We start from the raw sequence: 21,928 nt of genomic DNA on the forward strand, positions 1-21,928 counted from the left end.
TCCCGCGTGACTGGAAGAAGACCCATAGTGGTGGGCCAGTTGCGTTGCTTTACGAAGGTGTTCGGGCTGTCACCACTGGCACGATCGACGGCAATCGACGGCATGAGGTACTTGCGATCGGTGCGACCGGCACGGTCGGTCCGCCACCGCTGAGGGGGCGGCGGACCGTCGAGTGGTTATGTCTGCTGTCAGCCGGTCAGCCGGCCTTGATCGTGCTCGGCTCGTAGGCGAGCGCCGGCTTGGATCACATCACGACCTTCTAGGACGCATCTCCCGACTTACCGTCACCCAGGAGCTGGCCCGTGATCGTGTCGAGGAGTCCCTCTTCTTCCGGCTCCATTTCGTCCCCGGCGGGCTTTCCGGCATCCCTGTGTACCTTGCTACCGGTCGGCTCGGACTGGGCGATTGGTTGCGGATTGGTGGACTGTTGCAGGGTGGCTGCGGATGCGCCAGCCATTCCGACCGCGACAAGCAGGACGGGGGTCGCAATCGCGATGGTCAGGGCTCTCCGTACATGCATGATTTCCGCCTCATCTAGGACGACAGGTCGACGTCCTAGCTACCCCGGCATTCATTCGGAAGAACGGCTCACCCGACTAACCACTCGTTCGGTCGATCGATGGCAGAATGCATCAATCGGCGAAGAGCGGAATCAGGGTGACTAAAGGGTGTTGCACAAGGCTGTGAGCTGGGCATCTTCCTTGTATGTCCGCGGTGTTATGTTATGGCAGTCGTGTCGAAGCCTCAGAGCTTCTCAGCGTGCTGGAAGGCCCCGAGGAGTACGTCTCTGAGGAGGAAGAGCGGGCTTTCACCGAGCTGAACCGGCTGGCCGAGGAACTGAAGGAGATCGACCCAGCGGCCTTCAACGGCTACGAGGGGTTCTTCTGGCCGGCACACCTGGACCGCTGGCTCGACTGACCTCGGCCGGCAGATCCAGGGCCCATGGATCTGGACCGTACAGGGATGCCAGGCCCACGACTGAGATGATCTTCATATGGGGGTTGTGATCACGGCGTCGGAGCCGTCATGGACAGCGCTGTACTCCGGGCTGAGTCCGAAGCAGTTCGGGAAACTGATCACCGTGCTGCGACGCGGAGGCCCGCCCCTTGTTCGCAGGGGCCGTCCGTGGAGTCCGCCGCTGGAAGACAGGGTGCTGGTGGTTGCCGCGCACTGGCGGACGAACCTGACCTTGCGGCAGCTGGCTCCCTTGTTCGGGATCTCGCAGTCGGCCGCGGGCCGGATCGTGAGCCAGCACGGGCCCTGCTCGCGCTGCGGCCGCGGAGCCGCTTCCCGACTCACGCCTTGTCGTCTCCATCGGCCGGCCCGTTCCCGGCAACCGCAACGACTGCAAGGCATGGGAACTGTCCGGAGCCAAGAGCTCGGTCGGCAACACTACCGTGATCGCGGACGGCGGCTACCGCGGCACCGGCCTGATCATCCCGCACCGCCGAGACCCCGGCCAGACCGAGCTACCGGCCTGGAAGGAAGACCACAACACCTCCCACCGCAAAGTCCGCGCCCGAGTCGAGCACACCTTCGCCCGCATGAAGACCTGGAAGATCCTCCGCGACTGCCGACTAAAAGGCGACGGCGTCCACCACGCCATGCTCGGCATCGCCCGCCTCCACAACCTCACCCTGACTGGAAAGCCCTTAGGTGGCAGCCTTCTCGGCGGTCACGCGCGTGGATCAGTGACGAGCGTGGTTATGTCTCGACGTCGGACGTCAGGATCGTGACGCGGCCCGGCTGGGAAGGGGCTGTGGCACAGAGCTGCACAGCAGTCCGGTCCACCCGCCGTTGGTCTTCCACGGCAGCGCGTTCCATGGGCTGCAGGAGACCGGGTCACCCCGCGCCGAGCTCGGCCGCCACCTGCCCGAGCAGTTCGCGCAGCCAGCTGTGGCCCGCATCAACGGTGTTGATCGGATGCCACCAGAAGGCGAGGACGAGTTCGGGCATCGGGTAGGGCACCGGAATCGCGCGCAGTCCCAGATTCTCCGGCAGGCTCTCGGCGAGCCTCCGCTGCACGACGCCGACGCGCCTGCTCCCAGTGATGAAGTGCGGCACCATGCGAAAGCTGTCCACGACCGTGAGGTGCCGCATGGTCACCCCGGCGGCCTCCAACTGCCCGGTGCCGGGCGTCGGGTGGGCCGGATCGCCGTACGCGACGACCCAGCGCAGCTCGGACAGAACCTCCCTGGACGGGGCACCTCCGGCCAGGTCGTTCGCCGCGTCCAGGAGGAGCACCCACTCGTCGCGCAGGAGTTCCTTGTGCGGCAGGTGCTTGTGGGGGTTTCCGTACGGCAGGATCATGCCGTCCACCGAGCGGAGCGCGATGTCACCGTCGGAGTCGTGGTCAGGACTGGCGTGCAGCCGGAACGTCAGGCGCGCGTCGGGGGCTTCCTCCTCGAATCGTTCGAGGAGGCGCGGGCCGAGGACGCCGAGGGCGTAGTCGGAGATTCCGATGACGAACTCCCTCTCGGTGCGGGCCGGGTCGAAGCGCGACTTGATGGCGAAGAGCCGGTCGTTCATCTCCAGGACACCGGCGGCCCGGTCGCGCAGGAACGCGCCGAGCGGCGTCAGCTCGTAGCGGTTTCCCACACGGGTGAGCAGCTCGTCGTCGAAGTGACGGCGCAGGCGGGCCAGCATCGCACTGGCGGCGGGCTGGCCCACGCCGATGCGCTGAGCGGCACGGGTGACGTGACGCTCCTCAAGGAGGGCGTGGAGAGCGACAACCAGATTCAGGTCGGGGCGATTCACTGCCCCATGGTATCGCTCCAGGTGATGGCTCCATGGGAATCATTGATTTCACAGATCACCTCATGGGCGGCACGCTGAAACAGACGTCCTGCCTGACCTGCCCGTGAACCGAAAGTTGTGAAGCCATGGCCCAGAAATCCGCTCGGGAAAGGGCGCGCTCTGCGCACCGGGGCGGTACGGCTCCCCCGGACGCCGCACGGCAGCCGCCCGTCCGGATCGCGATGATCGGCGTGATGCTCGCGCTGCTCCTGGCGATGATCGAGAACACGGTCGTCGGCACCGCTGTGCCGACCATCGTCGGCGAGATCGGCGGCATGTCCCACCTGTCATGGGTGGTGACCGCCTACACGCTCGCCACGGCCGTCACGACACCCGTGTGGGGCAAGCTCGGCGACACACTCGGCCGCCGGCAGATCTTCCTGGTCTCGATCGCGGTGTTCCTGGCGGGCTCGGCACTCTCCGGCACGGCGCACTCCATGGCCGTCCTGATCGCCTACCGGATCGTCCAGGGCATTGGAGCGGGCGGCCTGGCCGTGACCGCGTTCGCCGTCATCGGTGATCTCGTACCGCCGAGGGAGCGCGGCACGTACCAGAGCATGACGGCCGCCGTCGTCGCGATCGGCACCATCGGCGGTCCGCTGCTCGGCGGTTTCGTCACCGACAGCCTCGGCTGGCGGTGGGTCTTCTACATCAACGTGCCCATCGGCATCGTCGCCTTCGTCTGGTGCGCGCTGTGCCTGAAGCTGCCGCGCAAGCGACCCGAGCGGGTGCGCATCGACTATCAGGGCGCGTTGCTGCTCGGCGTGGCGATCACGGCGATCACCCTGGTGACGACGTGGGGCGGAGAGAAGTGCGCCTGGGGCTCCGTGCAGATCGTCGGCCTCGCCGTCGCCGGTGTCGCGGCGCTCGGCGCCTTCCTGTGGTGGGAGACGCGGGCGAGCGATCCCGTCCTGCCGCTGCGGCTGTTCCGGGTGCGCAACGTGACGACTTCGGCGGTACTGTCCGCGGTGCTCGGCGCGATGATGTTCGGCGCCAGCACCTACCTCCCGCTCTTCCAGCAGACCGTGCTCGGCGTGTCCGCCTCCAACTCGGGCTTTCTGCTGCTGCCCATGATGGGCGCGCTGATGGTGGTGTCGACCATCGCCGGGCGTCGGATCACCAGGACCGGGACATACCGATCGCGCGCGCTCGTCGGATGCGGCCTGATGGTGGTGGCCACGTACGGCCTGTCCACCATGGGGACGGACACCAGTCAGCTGACCTGCAGTCTGTACATGGCGCTGCTCGGCTGCGGCATGGGGCTCCTCATGCAGATGCCCCTGCTGGTCGCGCAGAACAGTGTGGGGCGCGAGGACCTGGGCGTGTCCTCCGCGGCCGTGACCATGTTCCGGACCATCGGGGGATCCCTCGGCGTCGCGGTCTTCGGTGCGCTGCTGAACAGGGCCATCACGAACGGCATGCACGGTGCGGCCACGGGCCAGCTCAGCACGTCGGACCTCGCAGGACTCACCGACAGCCTGCGCGTCCGCTATCTGGAGTCGATCACTTCCGGCATCGACACCATCTACGTGTGTGCCACCGCCATCGCCCTCCTCGGGCTCGCGGCGATGTGGTGCACGCGCGAGGAACGGCTGCGTGGTGCCGGTGAGTGAGCACGGCCTCGCCCGCACCGGCCTCGTTGCGCGAAGGCGCCGTCCGACTCGGCTCGTTCCCCTCCTGCCAAGGAGTCAGTCCCCATGCAGCCACTCCTGTCCCCTGCCCCCGACTCCCGGGCGGTGACCTGAAATGGACACTCTCACCTCGTTCGTCGACGGCCTGGACGGCTGGGTGCCTTACGCCGTGTTCGCATGCGTCGGCGCCGCCACGTTCATCTTTCCCATCGGCCTGGTGCTGCCCGCTGAACTGTTCCTCGCGGTGGCGGGGATTCTCGCCGCCAACGGGCAGCTCTCCGCTCCGCTGGTCTTCGTGGTCGTCTGCGCGGCCGCGGCACTCTCCCTCTCCCTGTCCTACCGGAGCGGGCGGCCCGTGCACCGCCGGATCCAGCGCAGGCCGGCGCATTCGAAGCTCCGGGCGGGCGCGGAGAAGGGCGAAGCCCTGATGAGGCGGCGCGGCGCGCTCGCCATGGTCGCCGTCTGCTGGGTGGCCCTGTTGCGCCCGATCGTGCCGTTGCTGATGGGATCGGCCCGCTACTCCTTCCCCCGCTTCCTCGCCGCGGGACTGCTCGGCACGGCCCTGTGGGCGGCGGCCCTGATCGGCGGTGGCTACGCCCTCGGTCCGGCCATCACCCAGTACACGGGGATCGCGATGGCCGTCGTGATCGTCGTCCCCGTCGGCAACGCCCTCATCAAGCGGCTGAAGGCGAAGCGCCGCGCCCAGGACGGCACCGCGCCCTCCCCCTGAACCATCTGACCCATCCCTCTCATCACAAGGAAACCCCTGCAATGACTGACACTCTCGCCCTGACCGGCGCGCTCCTCATCGACGGCACGGGCCGTGCCATCCAGAACGCCACGGTGCTCGTGGACGACAACCGCATCGCGGCCGTCGGCCCCGAGGTCACCGTGCCCGCCGGCGCGGACGTGGTCGACCTGACCGGCAAGACGCTCATGCCCGGTCTGATCGACGCCCATGTGCACCTCGGCGGACTCGGGTTCGGCGTCCGGCCGTCCTTCGGCGGGCGCAAGGCCACCGACGACTACGCCCGGCCCCGCCTCGATGCCCTGCGCCATGGCGTCACCACGCAGCGCAGCCTGGGCGACTTCCTCACCGACACCCTCGCCGTACGCGACGACATCGAGAAGGGCGCCCTGCCCGGAGCGCGGATCGTGACCAGCGGTCCCAGCTTCCAGGTCGAGGGCGGGCACCCCAACGGAACGGTCTGGGGCAACGACCCGATTGCTCTCGCCGAGGGCGCTCGACTGCCCGGGACACCGGCCGATGCGACGCGCATGGTCGCCGAGCTCGCGGACGCCGGCGTAGACTTGATCAAGATCATCATCTCGGACAACGCGTTCATGCGTCCGCCGCAGCCCGAGCTGAAGATGGACTGGGCCGTCACCGAGGCCATCGTGAAGGCGGCGCACGAGCACGCGTTGCGCGTCGCCGCCCATGCGGAGAACGTCGTCGACGCGCTCAAGGCCGTGTTGGCCGGGGTCGACGACATCGAGCACCTGGTGATGCGCGAACCCGACCTCTCCGACTCCGGGACCTTCGAGAAGCTCTTCTCGCAGATGGCCGCGAACGGGACGTACCTCGTGCCCACGATGACCGCCCACCAGCGTGCCGGCGCGGACGTCGACCCGACAACGCTGACCTACGGCAACAAGCTGGTGAAGCAGGCGTTCGACGCGGGTGTGCGGCTGGGAGTCGGTTCCGACGCCCATTCCCCGGGACTGCACGGCTGGAAGCTGTACCACGAGCTGGTCATGCTCGTGCACGACCAGGGCATCCCTGCTCTGACCGCGCTCACCGCGGCGACGGGCGTCAACGCCGAACTGCTCGGCATCTCCGATCGCGTGGGCACCGTCACGCCAGGAAAGCTCGCCGATCTGGTGGTCGTGGACGGCAATCCGCTCGATGACATCACCGCCATCGGCAAGGTCGACCGCGTCTGGCGAGACGGCCGTCTCGCCACGGACCCGACGGACTGACCTCTCGCCCTCCTCCATCCCGGTTCGCCAAGGAGCACCACCATGACGAAACCGCCCCGGCCGCGACCCATTACCCCGTCGTCCAGGACTTCGACGGCGAGAAGATCGAGGTCGTCCATTCCGCCGGACATGGGCGAGGGCGACGACGACTCCTTCGTCCGCAACGGCTGACTCGGCTACTGCCCGCCTTCAATCCCCTCACGTGCGAGGCCGCCCCGGGCATCCTCTGCGAGCAGGACGTGGCCGTCACCCTGCGCGACGGCACCGTGAAGAGAGCGTTCGTCTTTCACGGCACAGTCACCGTCGCCGCGCTCAGGGGCTGTCCGGTGGGCCATGGATGACCCACCGGACGCGCCGTAGGCGGGTCGGGTCGGTGTCAGCCCTTGGGCATGAAGGGGGCCGCGTAGCGGTCGCCGAAGGCGCCGTTCGGCAGGATCTCCTTGATCCGGGCGAGGTCGTGGCCGGTGAGCGTGACGCTGGTGGCGCTGATGTTCTCCGCCAGGCGCTCGGGGCTGCGCGTGCCGGGGATGGGGACGATGTCGTCGCCCTGCGCGAGCAGCCAGGCAAGGGCGAGCTGGGCGGTGGTGATGCCCTCGGAGGCGGCCAGCTCGGTGAGGGCGGCGACGGCTTGGACGTTGGCGTCGAAGTTCTCGCCCTGCCAGCGCGGGTCGAGGCGGCGCCAGTCGTCCGCGGTGTATTGGTCGGCCGGTTTCATCGCTCCGGTGAGGAACCCCCGCCCCAACGGGGCATAAGGCACAAACCCGATCCCGAGCTCGCGCACGACCGGCAGGACGGTGTCCTCGACGTGCCGCTCGAAGACGGAGTACTCGGTCTGCAGGACCGAGACCGGCTGCACGGCGTGGGCGCGGCGGATGGTCTCGGGGCCGGCCTCGGACAGCCCCAAGTAGCGGACCTTGCCCGCCTCGATCAGCTCCTTCACCGTCCCGGCGACCTCCTCGATCGGCACGTCCGGGTCGACGCGGTGCTGGTAGAGAACGTCGAGGTAATCGGTGCCGAGGTAGCGCAGGCTGTTGTCGGCGACCTTGCGGATGTTGTCGGGCCGGCTGTTGAGGCCGCCGGGGTTGGCGAGGTCGTAGCCGAACTTGGTGGCCAGCACCACCTCGTCGCGGAAGCCCTTGACGGCCTCACCGAGCAGCCGCTCGTTCGATCCGGTGCCGCCACCGTAGACCTCGGCGGTGTCGAACAGGGTCACCCCCAGGTCGAACGCGTGGCGGATGGTGGTGATGTTCTCCTCGCGGTTGCTGGGGCCGTAGAACATCGTCATCCCCATCGTGCCCAGCCCCAGGGCGGAGGTGGTCAGGCCCTGGCGGCCCAGGACGCGCTTGTGCGTGGTCATCTGTGGTGCCTTCCGGATGTCTTCGTCGATTGACGTGACGGTGGTGTCGGGCCGAGGTCAGTGGGAGAGGTAGTGGACCTGGGTGAGCTGCTCGGAGACCGACCACAGTCGACGGGCGACGTTCAGGTCCTGGGCGGCCTTGTCGGGCTGGACGACGGCGGGGTGACCCCGGTACTCGCCGAAGCCGTCCGGGCCGATGAACTGGCCGCCCTTCACCCCGGGTGCGGTGGCCGCGTAGAGCTGGTTCCAGGCCCCCTTCTCGACGGGCTGGGCCATCAGCGGATTGGCGATCTTGGAGAAGAAGAACCGCAGGAAGCCGGTCGGGCCGCTGGACTGCAGGTTGGTGCTGGCGTACCCGGGATGGGCCAGGACGCTGGTCACCGTCGATCCGACTGCGCGCAGCCGCCGGTCGAGTTCCAGGCCGAACAGGGTGTTGGCGAGCTTGGACTGGGAGTAGTAGGCGCGCGGGGCGTAGCCGCGTTCGCCGTGCAGGTCGTCGAAGAAGATGGCGCCGCCGCGGTGCTCGACTGAGCTGACCGTCACCACACGGGCGGCGCGGCCCTGGGCGGCGGACTTCTCCAGACGGCCCAGCAGCAGGCCGGTGAGCGCGAAGTGGCCGAGGTGGTTGGTGGCGAACTGCAGCTCGTAGCCCTGCGGCGTGAGCCGGTGCGGGGGCCACATGACGCCCGCGTTGTTCACCAGGACGTCCACCTGCAGGCCGTCGTCGAGGATCTTCTGCGCGAAGGCGGTCACCGAGTCCAGGTCCGACAGGTCCAGCAGGCGCAGCTCGACGTTCGCCCTGGGCTGCTCGGCCAGGAGCCGCTCCATGGCGGCGGTGCCGCGGCTACGGTCCCGGGCGGTCATCACCACGTGGGCGCCGTGGCGGGCCAGCTCGCGGGCCGTCTGGAAACCCAGACCGCTGTTGGCCCCGGTCACGACGGCCGTCCGGCCCTTCTGGTCGGGGATGCGGGCGCTGGTCCATTTGGTCATGGGATGAAGCTCCTCAGCAGTGCTCGACGGCTGCAAAGCGCCGTCTACGTGCGAAAACGCCGGGCCGGGAGGGAGGCTCCCAGCGGCTGTCTTCCAGACTGCTGCAGGCGCGAAGAGGTATCCACGGTGTGTTTATCGTCGGTCCGGCAGTACGTGGATAACCGGAGGCGGACGTACCAAGCTGGTCATGTCAGCGACTGCAAGCCGGCCCCGCCCAGATCTGCTCGCAGTGCCCGCCGTACCGCCAGGGAGCACCGAACATGACCGACCTCCGAGAGCTGGGCCGCTTCCTGCGCGCCCGCCGCGAGGCCCTGCGCCCCGCCGACGTCGGCCTCATCCCCGGCGGACGGCGCCGCACCCCCGGCCTGCGCCGCGAGGAAGTGGCCATGCTGGCGAACATCTCCACCGACTACTACGAGCGCCTCGAACAGGCACGCGGAGTCAACCCCTCCGAAGCTCTGATCGGCGCCCTCGCCCGCGCCCTGCGCCTGTCCACCGACGAACGCGACCACCTCTACGCCGTCGCCGGCTACCAGCCCCCACAACACCACTCCGCCGACGGCTACGCCGACCCCGGGCTGATGCACATCGTCGACGCCCTCACCGACACCCCCGCGCAGATTGTCGACGAGCTCGGCACGGTGATCGTGCAGAACGCCGCGGCCGTCGCCCTGCTGGGACCGCTGGCCAACCGTCCGGGCCGGGAGGGCAACGGTGCCTGGCTCTGGTTCACCCACCCAAGTGGCCGCGGTCTGTACCCGCAGGAGGACCACGCATCACTCGGCCGCGTCATCGTCGCCGACCTGCGCGCGGCCGTCTTCCGCCACGGCCCCCACCCGGCAGCCGAGCAACTCGTCAACGACCTGCTCGAGCGCAGCGAGGAGTTCTCCGCCATCTGGGAACTGGGGGAGGTCGCCACCGTCCGCTCCGCCCGCAAGACCCTTCTCCACCCGCACGTTGGCCGCCTCGACCTGCAATGCGACGTCGTCCTGAGCCCCAGCACCGGCAACCGCCTCTTCCTCTACCGGCCCCAGCCCGGCACCGACGCCGCCGAACGCCTGGAATTCCTCCGCGTCCTCGGCCACCAGACCTTCACCACCTGACACAACCCGGCCTGCCCAGCCCGCCCAGGCCCCACGGACGTGCGCCGACGGGCGCCGGAATGCGCCCAGGGCGGCGGTTCGGACTCCTTCGCACGATCGAACGGGAGTGAAGGCCGCCGTGGGTAAGGCCACGGTGATCGCGGACGGCGGCTACCGGACTCTGGCTTGGTGATTCTGCACCGTCGTGAACGCGGCGAACTCCCGGGCTGGAAGGAGGAGCACAACAGTTCCCATCGCAAGGTCCGTGCCCGCGTCGAACACATCTTCGCCCGCACGAAGACATGGAAGACCCTCCGCGACTGCCGCCTGAAAGGCGACGGCGTTCACCACGCCATGTTCGGTGTCACTCGCCTTCACAATCCACCTTCGCCGGCTGACAGGGCGAGGAGAGCTGACCAACCGACCCCTGACAACACGGGACAACGCTTAGCAGTCAAGAAATGAGATGTCTCTTCACCGTCCAACACTCAGCGCGGTGCGATCGAGCGGATGAGATCGATGCCGTGGCCGAGATTGTCGATGCGGGCCTTCAGCGTGTCTCCGGCCGGATACAGGCGCACGGTGTCCACGCCCGTCTCCTGCCAGACCTTGAGCCGCTCGCGGACCATGTCCTCGGTGCCGATCAGGGTGGTGGCCAGGACCATGTCGTCAGTCACCAGCGCGGTCGCGCCGTCACGGTCGCCGGCCTGCCAGCGTTCACGTACCTCGGCGGCGATGTCGGCCCAACCCTGGCGGCTGTAGGCGTTGTTGTAGAAGTTGGTGGAGCCGGAGCCCATGCCGCCGAGGGAGAAGGCGAGTTCCCTCTTGCGGCTGCTGATGATGTCGGCGAGGTCTTCCTCGTCGCCGACGACGTTGATCTCCGCCCCCTGGCAGACGTCGAGCTGTGCTCGGGTGCGGCCCGCGCGGGCGAGCCCCTTGTCGAGGTGCGTGAAGTAGGCGCCGGCACCCTCGGGGACGAAGCTCGTGCCGAGCCAGCCGTCGGCGATCTCGCCGGTGAGTTCCAGCATCTTCGGGGAGAGCGTGGCGAGATACACCGGAACGGGCACCGCCGCGAGGCTGAGGCGCATGGGCCGGCCTTCGCCGTCGGGCAGCGGGATGGTGAACCGGCGGCCCTGATAGGCGATCTTCTCCCCGGTGAAGGCGCTGCGGATGATCTCGACCGTCTCGCGCATCCGGGTCAGAGGACGGGCGAACGGGATGCCGTGCAGGCCCTCGATGACCTGGGGGCCGGACGCACCGAGCCCGAGCAGGAAGCGGCCCTCGGACATCTGGGCGAGGGTCATCGCGGTCTGCGCGATGGTCACGGGGGAGCGGGTGGCGAGCTGCATGACGCCGGAACCCAAGAGCATCCGGTCGGTGCGTGCGGCCAGATACCCCAGCGGCGAGGGCGCGTCGCTGCCCCATGCCTCGGCCACCCAGCAGATGTCCAGGCCCAGTTTCTCGGCTTCGAGGACGAAGTCGACGGTCTCGCGCCAGGCGCCGCCGCCCGAGGCCTCGATGGTGGTCGCGGTGCGCATCACTTCTCCTGTTCCGCGAGATCTTTGAGGGCGGCGAGGTTGGCCTTCATCCCGGCCTCGAACTCGCGGAGCCGGACGAACACGATCTTCTGTTCCTTCTCGGGCATGGCGTCGATGGCGAAGGTCAGCCCGGACGGAGCCGGCCCCATCTGGGCCCACTGCTCCAGCACGGTTCCCGAATCCTGCCGGACCAGCGTGAAGCGCCACACGCTGGAGGGACGGCCGGGATCGCCCACCGCCCAGCTGAAGCACCGCGGGGCCGCGCAGTCCACGACGGTACTGATCGTCTCCCAGTCGCCCAGCTCGGGATGGGTGCTGCGCCCGACGAAGCGGCTGCCGGGCTGCGGGGCGGTCGCTCCGTCGAGCCACTCGACCTCCTGAAGCTCGGAACTCAGCCGCGGCATCAGGTGGATGTCGCTGACCAGCGCCCACACATCTTCCACCGGCGCGTCGATGTACGTGCTCACGGACACCGTAGGGGCGTCCGCGTAGACCTGTCCCGTCCATTCCACGGCGCGTGCCTCCTCCTCGCTGATGACCTGCATAGTTGCGTATCAGGACTGACTCCGCAAGATTCCGGAAGGGCATTTTCCTGCTGAGTTTCAAGAAGAGACCCGTATCATCGGGTCATGAGGCGCACGACGTTCGCGAACTGGCCCTGCTCGGTCGCCAGGAGCATGGAACTGCTCGGAGACCGGTGGACCCCCCTGGTGCTGCGGGAGGCGTTCTACGGCATCCGCAGGTTCGACGACTTCCAGCAGGAACTCGGCATCGCCCGCAACACCCTGGCCGACCGTCTGCGCCGCCTGGTCGACGCGGGTCTGCTGGAGAAGCGCGTCTACGAGACCCAGCCGGTGAGGCACGAGTACCTGCTCACGGAATCGGGCCGCGACTTCTTCCCCGTCATCCTGGCCATCACTGCCTGGGGTGACCGCTGGCTCGCCGAGGAGGCGGGTGCGCCGGTCACCGCCCGCCATGAGCCGTGCGGTCACGACACCCGCGCCGAGGTCGTCTGCTCGCACTGCAAGGAGCCGCTCTCCTGGGAGGATGTCACCCCTCGGCCAGGCCCGGGATACCCGCCCAAACTGCTCGACCGCCCGGACGTCCGCCGCAGGTTCAAGCTCGACGCACCGGGGGAGCAGACGCCGACCGAGACCGCTTGAGGAGAGCGTCCTTCCTCCATCCCAGGAAACGGTCCCGCTCGTAGCGATCGGTGCTGCCGGCCGGCGGGCGAAATGTGTCGACGGCATCGCGGCGACGAGGGCCGGCCGTAGGTCCAGGAACGCGCGCAGCCGGGCGGTGTGCGGACCTCTACCTTCTCCGGCGCGGCCCGCGACGACGAAGACCGCGCCCTGCGGGTGGCGGGCGACGGCGGCTTGGACGCGCTGCACGGCCTGATCGACCGGCTCGACACCGCCGGTCCGAGCCGCCGACTTCTCCGTGCACAACCCGGACCTCGACGACGTGTTCCTCGCACGCGCTCATCTGCGCTCGCCGAGAGTCAGCCGCTCACGCCGAGGGACGAGACACACCTGCGGCATCCCGACCACGTCAGCGCAGTGACCGGGTGCGCGTCATCGATCCAGCCTCTCCGCTTCAGCCGGGGCACCCCATGTCACCGCAACCGGCAAGTTCAGGGAGCGGTGAACCGCGTCCGCCACAGGTCGCGGAGCAGCGCGATCTCGGCCATGTGGTGGATGAATTCGAGGTTGGCCCCGGCCAGCACGGAGACGAAGGGGTACTCGGCGTCGTTGCTGTACGGGTACTGGGAGAAGCCGACCGTGTCGAGCTGCTCCTCGGTGAGGGCGGCGAGACTGTCGCGCCAGCGGTCGATGAGCGACCAGAACCGCTCAACTGCCAAGGCGGCGGAGGGTGTGAAGTCGACCAGCAGCTTCGGCTCCTGCCGCCGTTCACCGAAGGTCCACTCCCATCCGCCCGCGAAGTGGAAGTGCAGATGCCCGAGCCGCCACGCGATGGTCGTGACCGGCGACTCGTCGGGCTCCGGCTCACCGGTGTGAGCGAGGATCTGCTCGACCCTCTCGACGCTCACACTCCAGTCCTCAGCGATCTTGGTGACGGTCATGCCATCGGCGGCCTGCCGGGCAACCTCGGCGTACTCGCTGGCGGGGATGTCCGGGGCGCCCAGGTCGAGCACCCACTCGCCCGGGCCGAAAGCCCTGGGCGTCGTCGCCTCGCCTCGGCGCCGGATCGACCAGCAACCGGGCACCGGCTCCCACAGGTACTCCTCGTCGCTGAGCCCCGCGAGACGCGCCTGTGCCGTCTCTCTGGCGTGGTCGAACTGGTCGAGCAGCAAGCCCAGACGGTCGGTCCGCGCGCCCTCGGTCTCCATGCCCGGCTCCCCTCGCGGTCGCGTGTCGTACCTCACAGCCTCAGGCGGAAACTAGCGGCTCGCCCCACGCGAGCGCGACCGAATTCCTCACCCACGCGGCAGTGCAGCAACCCCCCGCATCGCCACACCCGTCGGAGTGTGCCGCTGAAGGCGATCGCGTCGATCACCTCGCGATGGTTTTGACCACGAGACGTACAAGCAGCGCAACACCGTCGAGCGATGCATCAGCCGCTTCAAGCGGTGGCGCGACCTCGCCGCCCGCTACGAGAAGACCGCGACCATCTACCTGGCCGGACTCCACGTGGCGGGCATCTTCCTGTGGTCTGCCCGCTGATCCAAACGAAGCCGCCTAATAGCTGTCATAGCTGGGCTTCCCGTTCGGCCGGTAAACGCCGACGACGGTGCCGCCCTTCGTCGTCGAGACGCTGACCGGCTCCAGCGCAGTGGGGACCGCTCCGTCGGCGAACAGCCGCTTGCCGGTGCCGATGATCACCGGATGGATGGTCAGCCGGTACTCGTCGACGAGGCCGTGCCGCATGAGGGTCTGGGCGAGGTCGCCACTGCCCACGACGTTGATGTTGCCGCCGTCGGACGCTTTCAGCCTGCGTACGGCATCGACGATGTCGCCCTCCAGCAGCGTGGAGTTCTGCCACTCGACGGATGTCAGGGTCCGAGACGCCACGTACTTGTGCATGCTGTTCATCCGACTGGTGAACGGGTTGCCGGGATCGGCGGTCGGCCAGTACGACGCGAAGATCTCATACGTCTTGCGGCCGAGCAGCATCGCGTCGGCGAACTCGTACCAACCGGCGATGGCCGTGCCGACCTCGTCGTCGGCCACCGGCTTCTGCCAGCCGCCGTGCTCGAAGCCGCTCTGAGTGTCCTCGTCCGGACCGCCCGGCGCCTGCATGACGCCGTCCAGCGTCAGGAACGTGCAAACGATGATCTTGCGCATGGTGCGCTCCCTTCGTCGACGGGTAGACCGCACAACAGCCGGAAACTCATCGGCGGAACTTCCGCGGCGCAGCACCGGGGCCGTCGTCTGGATCAGCCCGGCTGTGAAGTGTGGCTCCCTCTTGGCCGACCCGAGGGGGTCTGGTCCGCAGATGTGCGCACCAGACCCCGTGCCGCCCGGATGATCCAAACGGCCCTGCACCGCATGGGAGGCCCCGCCAACGCCGTTCCCGCGGACCGTGCGGTGGGGCCTCCCGGGCTGTTGCAGGTGGGAGGCGTGGGGCGTGCTGCTGGTCGTGGCGCGCACGACTCCGCAGCACATGCGCGCCTGCCTGCCACGCCTACGGCGCCTCGGCTGCCGACGATGCTGAGGGGCCGACGGTGTCAGTGGGCCCTCCGCATCGCGCACCGTCGCCCACAAGCCGAGCCGACCTCGATGCCCCGGTTTCATTCCACGGCCGTGCCCGCCTCCCCGAACGTCCTCCAGTACTGACGCCGCTGCTCGTCCCTCACCACGACGCCGAGACGGGCCAGTTCCTCACGGAGTTCCTGGACATCGTCGTTGTCGGGGCCCTTCGCGTCCAATGACTCCTGTCGGGCCTTGAGGATGGCGTTCGCCCCCTCCGGGAGTCCGGGAGTGTCAGGGACCCAGCGGCGGAACTCGTTCTTGTGCGGATCGGCGTCCAGCCAGGCACAGCCGTGCTCGGCGAAGGCGGCGGCCACGCGCCGTACGTCCAGATCGCACGCCTGTCGGGCGAGCTCGCCCCCCTCGTGGCCGAGCAGGACGAGCTGCTTGCCGTCGAGGAACACCGCGGCGATGGCGTCGTACGAGAATTCCTGCTCGCGCCCCTTGCGGACCAGCACCACGCGATCGTCCGCCAGGCGAATCGTCAACTGCTCGTGCTGGGCGACGAGGCCGAGGAGCAGTCCGGCCACCGCACCCGCGGCGACCGGCGCCGACGCGGGGAGGGACGCGACGAACTCGATCGGTCCCTTCAACGGCGCTGAAGGCAGCGACACCAGCCAGTCGGCCAGGAGCGTCACCACCCAGCCGACGCCCGCCCCTGCCAGCACGAAAACGACGTAGACGCGCACGGTGCTCCAGGCCGGCGTACCGAGCACCGTGAGTCGACTGCCCCGCGACTCCGCCTCGGCCCTCTTGTCATGTCCATGCCCATACTTCCCCCTGTCCCGCAATAATAGACCGAGCGCTCGATCTATTATTTGCACGAGAATCCGAAGGTCGGTCAGAAGGAGGTTCCGTGAGGACAGTTGATCCGGCGAGGCACCGGGCGCGGCGTCGGCACATCGTCAACGCCGCAGCCGGACTCTTCGCCGCCAAAGGCTTCGAACGCACCACCACGGCGGAGATCTGCAAGGCCGCCGGCGTGAGCGCGGGCAACCTGTTCCACTACTTCCCCAACAAGCGCGCGATCTTCCACGCCGTCTTCGAGGGGGACGAGCACGAACGCGCCACCAAGGCCGAGCGTCTCGCCGCCGCCCGCGCCGCGGACGACCCGTGGACCGCCCTCCTCGACACCGTGGACCTCCTCGCCTCTCCTGCCGTGGAGCCGTTGGTCCCCGCCCTCGTCATGGAAGCGATGATCCAGGCCTACCGCGATCCCGAGCTGGACGCGCTGCTGAGCCGTGACAACGAAGAGGAGCGGTCCACGGTCACCACCCTGTTGCGGAACTCCGCCGCGGCAGGCCACGTCGACGCCGCTCTGGACCTGGACAGCACCGCGGCATGGATCATGGCTCTCATCGCCGCGCTCTACACCAGCGCCGCCACCGACCCGTCGTTCGACCCGGCTGGTCAGCTCCCCACCCTGCGCCTGATCATCGAACGCTTTCTCCGGCCCGACGCCGTCTCGCATCCGGAGCGGTGAGCAGGCCCCGTATCGCGGCTCAGCAGCCCGTGCTCCAGGTGTGGGAGCTGCCCCGGTCGTTCGCGGCGGCGTTGTAGGCGACTTCCTGGCCGGGTGCCAGACAGAGGGTGACACTGCCCGTCAGCTCACGGCCGTCGTACACCTTGACGTGATCGGGGACTCCGGGGCCGGAGACGCCGTGATTCGCCCACGAGGAGTCCAGGTTGGACATGTCGCCCTCCCACCAGTGGTCGTCACCGCTGTGCTCGATCTTCAGACCGTCGAAGTTCGCCTCCGTCCAGACGCAGAAGTATCCGGTACGACAGGGCGCTGCCTGTGCCGCGCCCGAAGTGGCGAAGATGGCGCCGGCCGACATCAGGGCCGCGGTGAGGAGCGTGGTGAGTCGCTTCATGGTTGGTGGGTCTCCCATCACTTGTCTTGAGAAGGGTGTTGATCGAGGACGGTTGTGGCTTGGGTGAGCGCGTGCGCGCGTAGTCGCTGCCAGTCGGTGATGTCGGCGCGATGCCGGGCGCGGACTTCAGCCAGGCTCCGGTGGGTGCGGGTGGCCTCGGGCCGGAGGTTGTCGACGGTCACGGATACGCGGAACCAGCGGCGTTGGTCCCCGTAGAGGCGCTGCTGAGCCGCGGCCAGACAGCCGTCGGTGTGCGCCCGTACGACGTACCCCGTGGGTAGGGCCAGGGACAGCTCGGCCTGTCCCGCTCCGAAGAGCGCGGCGGCGACCCGCTGTTGCTCGGTGTCCGACGGCTTCTGCCCGGGACGAGGTGGTGTGAGGCCCTGGCGGATCAGGCAGGTGTCGGTCAGACGCTGGGTGGCGGCCTTGATGACGTCGTCCGGGGCGAGGCGGCGCGGGGGAGTGGGGGCCGTACAGCCCGACAGGGCGAGGCAGAGAGCCAGAAGCACGCTACTGACGAGGAGCCGAGGGCGGTTCAGCGACCCGGTGCCGGCATGACACATGTACGAGGCAGCCCTTGCGAGTAGGTCATCAACTTGCCTGCTAACCCCATCACTTGGCACCCGTCCGCTGTATCCGCCATCCGAGTGATCACCGCGTGTCGCGTCCAGGCCTGACGCTCGCGCGTGACCGGGCAAGGCGCCCGGCGGTTGGTAGGGGCAGGATCCAGAGCGAACGGTCCCCCGGGATCGCCGCGGACCAGGGAGGTCCTGCTCGGTTCAGCACCGAAGGGTCTCGGCGAGGTACTCCTGCACGATCGACAGGAAGTCGGGATCGGGCTCCAGGCCGAGTGCGGTGGCGCGTGCGTTGTCGAACGCGGCGGGCCATGAGGCCACGATGGCCTCGATGGCGGGGTCGGGTGAAATGGTCACCAGATCCGCTGCGGCGTCGCCGGCCACCTCCCGCAAAGTCGCGAGCATGTCGGCGACCGAGACTGTCAGCGCGGGAAGATTGACCGGCAGCAGGTCTGCCAGGCGTTCGGGTCCGGTGCCGCGCTCGGCCTGCGCGAGGCGGAGAAGTCCCTGGACGGTGCGGCGTGGTGAGGCCAGGGCCACGTGCAGGTCGGGGTGGACCGGGCAGGTCGCCGGGAGCCCTGCGAGCGGTTCGCGGATGATGCCGGACAGGAAGCCGGATGCGGCGGCGTTCGGCCGGCCCGGGCGCACCGCGACGGTCATCAGCCGGGCGACGCGTCCGTCGAGGAAGCCGCGGCGGGTGTAGTCCGTGAGCAGGTGCTCGCAGATCAGCTTCTGCGTTCCGTAACTCGACCGTGGCGTGGGCAGCGTCGACTCGCTGACCACCGGCACCGGGGTCACGCCGGGCTCATGGCCGTAGACGGCGAGGCTGCTGGAGAACACCACCCGCGCGGTCGGCCCGCCGTCGGCCGACTGGGCCCGGGCCGCGTCGAGCAGGGCGCGGGTGGTGTCCACGTTGGCGCGCATGCCCAGGTCCAGGTCGGCTTCGCATGCGGCCGACACCGCAGCGGCGAGATGGAACACCACATCGACCGGCCGCGCGAACACCTCGTCGAGACGGTCGAGCAGGTCACCGTGAACGACGGACACCAGCGGATCGGCCACCGCCGGCGAGCCGCTCGGCATGACGCGGTCGGCGAGCACCAGGTGGTCGATCGGTGCCCTGGCGAACGTCCGGGTCCGCAGCAGTGCGTCGGTCAGCCGGTGTCCCAGGAAGCCGGACGCGCCCGTAATGACGATCCTCACGATCTTCTCCTCACCCGCGTGCCCGGGAAGTGGGCGTCGTGTCGTGTGGTGCCGACGGGCCAAGTCTTCCCCTGCGCGAGAGCGCCGGTGCAGAAGGCCGAGGGAGAGACCTTTACTGGAGGGAGCCGAGGCCGAGTTCGTGGTTCATGATCGCCTCGCGGACAGCGCTCACGAATCCGTTCCAGAAGCGGTCGGCGTAGGGGCTGCCGGTACTCGGCACACCGGCCGTCGTCCTGCGTTTGGCCGCGCCGGAGAAGTCACCGAACATCGCCTCGCGCAGCGCCGTGGACCCCTCCAGCTGGGCACCCGCGCCGGTGCGGGTGCGGGTGCGGTTGACGATGTTGGCCGGGTCGTCGCCGTTGATGGGATCGGTGGGCGGTCAGAAGAAGACATGGTGGTGCTGCTTTCCGGGCCTGAGAGTCAGTCCTCGGCTACTCCGTGTCCGACCGTCGGAACGGTGGTTCTTGTTCGGCGTGCCGGTCAGCGACGATCATCGCCACATCGTCCGTCAAGTCGCCCTCGGTGTGGCGGACCAACGCCTGGTGCAGCTGCTCCAGGAATTGTGACGGGGTGGTGTCGGCGCGTATTTCTTCCATGGCTTCCGGTAGAGCGAAGAAGTCACCGTCGCGATTGCGGGCCTCGATCACTCCGTCCGTGTACATCAACAAACGGTCCCCGGTGGTGTACGGATAGCTCTCGGGTTTGTCCTGGAGGTCGGAAGTGAGGTCTTCGAGGCCGAGCGGCGGCAAGGGCGAGGAGGGCATCAGTGGCTTGGCTCTGCCCTGGTGGAGCAGCAGCGGCGGCGGATGGCCACGGTTGATCAACTGCACCACGTGTTCGTCCGACACCTGGGCGATGAGCGCCGTGGTGAATCCTTCCAGGAGAACTTCCGGCTCGTAGGCACCCGGCACGGCGACTTCCCGTTGCAGAGCGGCGGCGCAGCGATTCATGACCTCGACGAGCTCGTCCTCGTAGTGCACGGCTTCCCGGAACGCACCCAACGTCACCGCGACGGCTCGGATCGCGGACAGTCCCTTGCCCCGGACGTCCCCCACGATCAGCCGGACGCCGTACCGCGTCTGCACCGCTTCGTACAGATCACCGCCCACCCGTGTCCCCTCCTCAGCCGCCAGGCACAGGCTGCCCGCCGACACGGGGCCCAGGCGCGCGGGTATGGATCGGAGCACGACCTCCTGAGCCGCCACGGCGATCCGGCGGACCTGGTCGAGCTCTCTCTGTCGACGCGCCTGCACGGCACGGCTTGTGATGAGGCCGGCCACGGAGACGAGAGACAGAGCCAGAAAATTGGTGTAGACCTGCAAGGTGCCCCACGCCTGGTTGTAGGTCGCGGTGGTCACGCTGATGGCAAGGGCGAGGGCCGCCGCCGCAGTGGTGCCCTTGGGTCCCATCGTCACCGCTGCCAGCGCCGGGACCGCTGTCAGAAGGGGGCCGGTGTAGATGAAGTGCGCAGGAGTGAGCTCGATGACCAGCACGGCCAGCGCCAGCAGGAAGGGCACACCGTGCACCAGGGTGAAGAGGGCCCGGCTACGGCCGCCTGCTCCTGGCCGAGGGGGTGAGCCCAAGAGCGACTGCATACACCAAGCCTGCCTCGCCGCAGCTCACGGCTCCACTCTGTCCAGCCTGCGGACGGACAGGTGAGGGAGACTCTCGATTGCGTTGGAGTGCGCGACGGTGTCGTGACGCTCTCAGGTGCGCGCTGACGGGACCGAATGCAGGCTGATCTGATCCTGATCCAACCGATCGGCAAACGCTGAGCCACTTCAGGTACGCGGTCGGTCCAGGGTCGCGGGGGTGGGGCCGTCGGGGCGGACGGTGATGCCGTACGCCGCCTTCGTGGGGGTGGAGTCGAAGGACACGGTGTGGGCCGGCAGCAGGTGTTCGAGCAGGGTGGTCGACTCGCGGAGCGCGAACTGCAGACCGAGGCAGGCGCGGGGACCGATGCCGAAGGGGAAGTACGCGCCGGGGTGGGTGGGCCGGCCGTCCGGGGTGAGGAAGCGCCGGGGGTCGAAGTGGTCCGGGTCCGGCCACAGTTCGGGTTCGCGATGGGTGAGGTAGGGGCAGACCAGGATGTCGGTGCCCGCCTCGACTCGGTAGCCGGCGATGGTGTCGTCCTCGGTGGCGTGGCGGGGCAGGATCCAGGCGGACGGATAGAGCCGGAGCGTCTCGTGGACCAGGGCCTGGATGGCCTGGCGGCGTTGCGCCGAGCCTTCGGCGCCGGCGGCGAGTGCTTGTTCGCGGGCGGTGGGGTACTGGTCGAGCAGCAGGTAGAGCCAGGTCAGGGTGGTGGCGGTGGTCTCGTGCCCGGCCACGAGCAGCGTGACCAGCTCATCGCGGATCAGCCGGTCGGTGTACTCGGGACGCTCGGTGGCGGCATCGACGAGGACGTGCAGCAGGCCCGGGCCGTCGGGCCCGGCCGTCCCGCAGCGGGCGGCCTCGATGGCGTGCCGGGCGACCGCGTCGATCCGGGCGAGATCGGCGGCGACGGCGTCCGGAGCGTCGGTGACATCCGCGGGCAGAGTCGGCAGTGCGGCGGCCACGGCTGCCACGGCGGCCAGTTCGCGCTCGGTGCCGTCGTCGAGGGCGTGCCCGGTGAGAGACCGCCAGATGGCGTCCAGGGCGAAGCGGCGCATCTCGCCACCGACATCGAGGGTCTGCCCGGTCCGGGCGTACTCGTGCCACTGCTTCGCGGTGGTCCGGGCAGCCGCGGTGATCCGCTGCTCGTAGCGACGCATCCCGGTTCCGGTGAACTGGGACTGGAGCAAGCGGCGTTGTCGCTTCCACGCCTCTCCCGTGGCGGCGAGGACGCCGTCCCCGACCAGGAGGCGGGCGCGGTGGGAGCGCTTGACGTACCGCTGCGGATGCCTGGCGAGTACGTGTTGGACCGCCTGCGGATCGGTGACGAGAACGGTGGGCGCCGGCCCGAGGCGGAACGCGGCGACCCCACCGAAGAGCTCCCGAACCTGGGACAGCAGGTCGACCAGTTCGCCGCCCTGCGAACGCCAGCGTTCCACGAGCTCTGGTCCGGCTTCGGGAATCGGCCGCCCCGTCCCGGGAACGTGCGTAAGGGAGCCGGGACGGGATTCGCTGTCCATGCTTCTTCTCCTGGTCGGCCGGCGCGTCGGATCGTCACGGAGTGCGGGCACCACGGACTGTACGGGACCGAGCGCATCC

General features: G+C 68.8%; 21 protein-coding genes and 2 pseudogenes. 9 read left to right on the plus strand and 14 right to left on the minus strand.

Features of this window, described 5'->3' with window-relative positions; genetic code table 11:
* The first annotated feature begins 759 nt into the window (after positions 1 to 759).
* On the plus strand, positions 760 to 918 hold the full coding sequence (locus ABZ937_RS08125; RefSeq protein WP_361687336.1) for a hypothetical protein: 159 nt from the start codon (positions 760 to 762) through the stop codon (positions 916 to 918).
* Between the two features lie 76 nt (positions 919 to 994).
* Positions 995 to 1,736 (plus strand): annotated as a pseudogene (locus tag ABZ937_RS08130) (transposase).
* A gap of 106 nt (positions 1,737 to 1,842) precedes the next feature.
* Here ABZ937_RS08130 and ABZ937_RS08135 read toward each other — a convergent pair.
* On the minus strand, positions 1,843 to 2,757 hold the full coding sequence (locus tag ABZ937_RS08135; RefSeq protein WP_361687339.1) for a LysR family transcriptional regulator: 915 nt from the start codon (positions 2,755 to 2,757) through the stop codon (positions 1,843 to 1,845).
* Between the two features lie 125 nt (positions 2,758 to 2,882).
* Here ABZ937_RS08135 and ABZ937_RS08140 point away from each other — a divergent pair, with 125 nt between their 5' ends.
* The 3 genes from ABZ937_RS08140 (at position 2,883) to ABZ937_RS08150 (ending at position 6,407) form a co-directional block, all read left to right on the plus strand.
* Positions 2,883 to 4,409 carry an MDR family MFS transporter gene (locus ABZ937_RS08140; RefSeq protein WP_361687342.1) on the plus strand — a complete coding sequence of 509 codons (1,527 nt, stop codon included), beginning with the start codon at positions 2,883 to 2,885 and terminating at the stop codon, positions 4,407 to 4,409.
* Between the two features lie 133 nt (positions 4,410 to 4,542).
* Entirely contained in the window at positions 4,543 to 5,157 is a 615-nt protein-coding gene (locus ABZ937_RS08145; protein WP_361687345.1) for a VTT domain-containing protein, read from the plus strand.
* Between the two features lie 41 nt (positions 5,158 to 5,198).
* The gene (locus tag ABZ937_RS08150) at positions 5,199 to 6,407 is read left to right on the plus strand and encodes an amidohydrolase family protein (protein WP_361687348.1); all 1,209 of its coding nucleotides are present in this window, start codon (positions 5,199 to 5,201) and stop codon (positions 6,405 to 6,407) included.
* Between the two features lie 376 nt (positions 6,408 to 6,783).
* On the opposite strand, the gene ABZ937_RS08155 is transcribed toward ABZ937_RS08150, so the two are convergent.
* Both ABZ937_RS08155 and ABZ937_RS08160 read right to left on the minus strand, forming a co-directional pair.
* Positions 6,784 to 7,764 carry an aldo/keto reductase gene (locus tag ABZ937_RS08155; RefSeq protein ID WP_361687351.1) on the minus strand — a complete coding sequence of 327 codons (981 nt, stop codon included), beginning with the start codon at positions 7,762 to 7,764 and terminating at the stop codon, positions 6,784 to 6,786.
* A 57-nt stretch (positions 7,765 to 7,821) separates the two neighbouring features.
* Positions 7,822 to 8,754 (minus strand): oxidoreductase, encoded by a 933-nt coding sequence (locus ABZ937_RS08160; RefSeq protein WP_361687354.1) that lies wholly within the window; start codon positions 8,752 to 8,754, stop codon positions 7,822 to 7,824.
* Between the two features lie 260 nt (positions 8,755 to 9,014).
* Here ABZ937_RS08160 and ABZ937_RS08165 point away from each other — a divergent pair, with 260 nt between their 5' ends.
* Together ABZ937_RS08165 and ABZ937_RS08170 are read left to right on the plus strand one after the other, a co-directional pair.
* A complete protein-coding gene (locus ABZ937_RS08165; protein ID WP_361687357.1) occupies positions 9,015 to 9,857 on the plus strand; it encodes a helix-turn-helix transcriptional regulator in 843 nt (280 codons plus the stop codon).
* A gap of 94 nt (positions 9,858 to 9,951) precedes the next feature.
* A pseudogene (locus tag ABZ937_RS08170) lies at positions 9,952 to 10,217 on the plus strand (transposase); the annotation flags it as partial.
* Between the two features lie 107 nt (positions 10,218 to 10,324).
* On the opposite strand, the gene ABZ937_RS08175 reads toward ABZ937_RS08170, so the two are convergent.
* A complete protein-coding gene (locus ABZ937_RS08175) occupies positions 10,325 to 11,374 on the minus strand; it encodes an LLM class flavin-dependent oxidoreductase (RefSeq protein ID WP_361687360.1) in 1,050 nt (349 codons plus the stop codon).
* Entirely contained in the window at positions 11,374 to 11,919 is a 546-nt protein-coding gene (locus tag ABZ937_RS08180) for an SRPBCC family protein (RefSeq protein WP_361687363.1), read from the minus strand. The genes ABZ937_RS08175 and ABZ937_RS08180 overlap by 1 nt, the downstream gene beginning before the upstream one ends.
* An 84-nt stretch (positions 11,920 to 12,003) precedes the next feature.
* On the opposite strand from ABZ937_RS08180, the gene ABZ937_RS08185 reads away from it, so the two are divergent.
* Positions 12,004 to 12,537 (plus strand): helix-turn-helix domain-containing protein, encoded by a 534-nt coding sequence (locus tag ABZ937_RS08185; RefSeq protein WP_361687365.1) that lies wholly within the window; start codon positions 12,004 to 12,006, stop codon positions 12,535 to 12,537.
* Between the two features lie 470 nt (positions 12,538 to 13,007).
* Here ABZ937_RS08185 and ABZ937_RS08190 read toward each other — a convergent pair whose 3' ends face one another.
* From ABZ937_RS08190 to ABZ937_RS08200, 3 genes are all read right to left on the minus strand, one after another.
* Positions 13,008 to 13,724, minus strand: a complete 717-nt coding sequence (locus tag ABZ937_RS08190) for a DinB family protein (protein WP_361687368.1) — start codon at positions 13,722 to 13,724, stop codon at positions 13,008 to 13,010.
* A 349-nt stretch (positions 13,725 to 14,073) separates the two neighbouring features.
* Positions 14,074 to 14,679 carry a dihydrofolate reductase family protein gene (locus tag ABZ937_RS08195; RefSeq protein WP_361687371.1) on the minus strand — a complete coding sequence of 202 codons (606 nt, stop codon included), beginning with the start codon at positions 14,677 to 14,679 and terminating at the stop codon, positions 14,074 to 14,076.
* A gap of 446 nt (positions 14,680 to 15,125) precedes the next feature.
* Positions 15,126 to 15,773 carry a hypothetical protein gene (locus ABZ937_RS08200; RefSeq protein ID WP_361687374.1) on the minus strand — a complete coding sequence of 216 codons (648 nt, stop codon included), beginning with the start codon at positions 15,771 to 15,773 and terminating at the stop codon, positions 15,126 to 15,128.
* Between the two features lie 167 nt (positions 15,774 to 15,940).
* Between ABZ937_RS08200 and ABZ937_RS08205 the strand changes: the two genes are divergently transcribed.
* Complete coding sequence (locus ABZ937_RS08205; RefSeq protein ID WP_361687377.1) at positions 15,941 to 16,567, plus strand: helix-turn-helix domain-containing protein; 627 nt, start codon at positions 15,941 to 15,943, stop codon at positions 16,565 to 16,567.
* A gap of 19 nt (positions 16,568 to 16,586) precedes the next feature.
* On the opposite strand, the gene ABZ937_RS08210 is transcribed toward ABZ937_RS08205, so the two are convergent.
* From ABZ937_RS08210 to ABZ937_RS08235, 6 genes are all read right to left on the minus strand, one after another.
* A complete protein-coding gene (locus ABZ937_RS08210; protein WP_361687380.1) occupies positions 16,587 to 16,958 on the minus strand; it encodes a peptidase inhibitor family I36 protein in 372 nt (123 codons plus the stop codon).
* Between the two features lie 17 nt (positions 16,959 to 16,975).
* Entirely contained in the window at positions 16,976 to 17,461 is a 486-nt protein-coding gene (locus tag ABZ937_RS08215) for a hypothetical protein (protein WP_361687756.1), read from the minus strand.
* A gap of 276 nt (positions 17,462 to 17,737) precedes the next feature.
* A complete protein-coding gene (gene denD, locus ABZ937_RS08220) occupies positions 17,738 to 18,736 on the minus strand; it encodes a D-erythronate dehydrogenase (protein ID WP_361687383.1) in 999 nt (332 codons plus the stop codon).
* Positions 18,737 to 18,848: 112 nt separating this feature from the next.
* Positions 18,849 to 19,100 (minus strand): poly-gamma-glutamate hydrolase family protein, encoded by a 252-nt coding sequence (locus tag ABZ937_RS08225; RefSeq protein WP_361687760.1) that lies wholly within the window; start codon positions 19,098 to 19,100, stop codon positions 18,849 to 18,851.
* A gap of 67 nt (positions 19,101 to 19,167) precedes the next feature.
* Positions 19,168 to 20,253, minus strand: coding sequence for a PP2C family protein-serine/threonine phosphatase (locus ABZ937_RS08230; protein WP_361687386.1), 1,086 nt, complete (start codon positions 20,251 to 20,253; stop codon positions 19,168 to 19,170).
* A gap of 264 nt (positions 20,254 to 20,517) precedes the next feature.
* Positions 20,518 to 21,849 carry a cytochrome P450 gene (locus tag ABZ937_RS08235; RefSeq protein ID WP_361687389.1) on the minus strand — a complete coding sequence of 444 codons (1,332 nt, stop codon included), beginning with the start codon at positions 21,847 to 21,849 and terminating at the stop codon, positions 20,518 to 20,520.
* Positions 21,850 to 21,928: the final 79 nt, after the last annotated feature.

Origin of the sequence: Streptomyces sp. NPDC046727 (assembly GCF_040645635.1) — a bacterium.
In the GTDB taxonomy this organism is placed as follows: Bacteria; Actinomycetota; Actinomycetes; order Streptomycetales; family Streptomycetaceae; genus Streptomyces.